The following is a 1815-nucleotide window of genomic DNA, read 5'->3' as shown; positions in this document are numbered from 1 at the left end:
CCTTGACGATGGCCAGGCTCTTGTGGCGGTCCGAAGGCAGGGCGTGCGCGGTCATCGCGATGATGGGCAGCGCCTGGTGCCGGGCCTCGCGGCGGATCAGCGCGGTGGCCTGGTAGCCATCCATCACCGGCATCTGCACGTCCATCAGCACCAGGTCGAAATGATGGTCGCGCAGGCAGGCCAGCGCCTCCTTGCCGTCGCGCGCGAGCTGCACCTCCATGCCGGCGTATTCCCGCAGCAGGTCGCCCGCGACGATCTGGTTGGACTCGTTGTCCTCGACCAGCAGCACCCGCTTGCCGCGCAGCATCGCCGGCACCGCCGCCGGGTCGGTCGACTGGCTGGCCGCGGTGGCCTCGCGTTGCTGCACCAGCACGCTGGCATGCTCGGCCGTGCCCACCTGCAGCCGCGCATCGAAGCTGAATTCGCTGCCTTCGCCGGGCTTGCTCTGCACGCCGATCTTGCCGCCCATCAGCGCCACCAGCTGCTTGCAGATCGCCAGCCCGAGGCCGGTGCCGCCATGCTGGCGCGTGCTCGATGGGTCGAGCTGGTCGAAGGGCTGGAACAGCCGCTCGGCCTGCGCCGGCTGGATGCCGACCCCCGTATCGTGCACCGCGAAGACCAGCGTGCAGTTCGGCACTTCGCCGCTGCTGTCCTGCTGCGTGCAGCGCACGGCAACCCGGACCTCGCCGCGGGCGGTGAACTTGACCGCGTTGGCGCAGAGGTTGACCAGCACCTGCTCCAGCCGCAGCGCATCGCCCACCAGCACCGGCGGCAGGTCTTCGGGCACGTCCATCTTCAGCGTCAGGCCCTTGTCCTGCGCGCTGGCACCGATGGCGGCCTGCAGCTTGTCCAGCACCTGCACCAGCAGGAAGGGCCGGTGCTCCAGCACCAGCTTGCCGGCCTCGATCTTCGAGAAGTCCAGGATGTCATTGATGATCAGCAGCAGGGTGTCGGCCGCGGCCCGGGCCCGGTTCAGGTAGCCGCGCTGGCGCGAGTCCAGCCGGCTGCGCAGTGCCAGGTTGATCAGGCCCTGCATTGCATTCATCGGCGTGCGGATCTCGTGGCTCATGTTGGCCAGGAACTCGCTCTTGGCGCGCGATGCCACCTGGGCCTGCTCACGTGCCTCGGCCAGCGCCTTCTGGGCTTCCTGCCATTGCGCCTGGCGCTGCTGCAGCTGTTGGGCCAGCTCGGCCAGGCGGGCCTCGCTGGCGCGGGCCTGGGCCATGGCCTGCTCGGCCACGCTGCGTTGCTGCGAGAGTTGCCAGCTCAGTTGGCGCTGGGCGCGCAGCAGCCGGCTGCCCAGTGCGGCAATGCCCAGTACCGTCACCGGCATCCAGCAGGCGGCGGCCAGCAGCCCGGGTGGCGAGCCGGCCAACCCGAAGACCATGGCCAGCTGCACCAGGGCCCAGAGCCCGAACCCGGCCGCGACGTAGGCCGCCTCGCGCATTTGCGAGCGGCGCGCCAGGGACAGGAACAGCAGCGCCAGCGTTGCCTGAAAGAAGACGCCCGCGACTGCCAGAAATTCGCTGGGATTCATGGTGGCCACGGCCTGCTGCTTGTCCAGGAGCTGGGGTTGAATTCAGACTAGCACCAAGCTTCGCGCGGCGCCATGCGGGCATTGCCGTGTCTGCGCTGCAGCTTGCACGAACGGTCACAAAACCGCACGCACTGGCAGTCTGCAGCAGTCCTGTGACAGCGTTTGTTCAGCGGCTGTTCAGGTGCCTGAAAACCCCTGAGACCTCGTTGGCGCCGATGGGATCAGGCGGCCGGGCCGCCCTTCATCGCGTGATGCTGTACGCGGTTGCGGCCGGCGCG

General features: G+C 68.9%; 1 protein-coding gene. It reads right to left on the bottom strand.

The features are described from left to right. Positions 1-1537, bottom strand: a 1537-nt coding sequence (locus FKP22_RS29185) for an ATP-binding protein (protein ID WP_233447004.1), incomplete at its 3' end; no start/stop codon positions are given. Positions 1538-1815: the final 278 nt, after the last annotated feature.

The sequence above is a fragment of the Ideonella azotifigens genome (assembly GCF_006519715.1).
Classification (GTDB): domain Bacteria; phylum Pseudomonadota; class Gammaproteobacteria; order Burkholderiales; family Burkholderiaceae_C; genus Ideonella; species Ideonella azotifigens.
The sequence above is the reverse complement of the archived record's forward strand: the minus strand, read 5'-3'. Positions and strand labels throughout refer to the sequence as shown.